This is a genomic window from Bartonella sp. MR110HLJHH (assembly GCF_042194225.1).
Taxonomy (GTDB): domain Bacteria; phylum Pseudomonadota; class Alphaproteobacteria; order Rhizobiales; family Rhizobiaceae; genus Bartonella; species Bartonella grahamii.
On the sequence record NZ_JBHIMQ010000101.1, the window covers coordinates 329 to 631 of the forward strand.

1 protein-coding gene is annotated in these 303 nt (G+C 34.3%); it reads right to left on the reverse strand.

The features are described from left to right. Positions 1-37: 37 nt before the first annotated feature. The coding region (locus ACFIKB_RS09605) for a toxin HicA (protein ID WP_375653534.1) at positions 38-303 on the reverse strand (266 nt) is incomplete at its 5' end.

Below are 303 nucleotides of genomic sequence, written 5' to 3' on the forward strand. Positions count from 1 at the left end.
ATCTTCTTGCGACCACAAAACACGATATGTATAATGATTATTGTTCATGTTTCATCCTTTCTATCGCTTGTAAGACTTGTTTGACTTGATAAGCTTTTGCTTTGTTACCAGAATCTTTTTGAATATTCACACGTGGGTCACCAAGCCATGGGGTTTTAAAAACAAAATGACTTGAACCATTGTTCCGTGGTTCTCCAAAGAAATAGACACATACAGCCAACAAATCTGAAAACTTGATGTTCTTTGGTGATGCTTTCATCAAGCTGATTATTTTTTCAACTTTATTGCTCATAACCAATAATA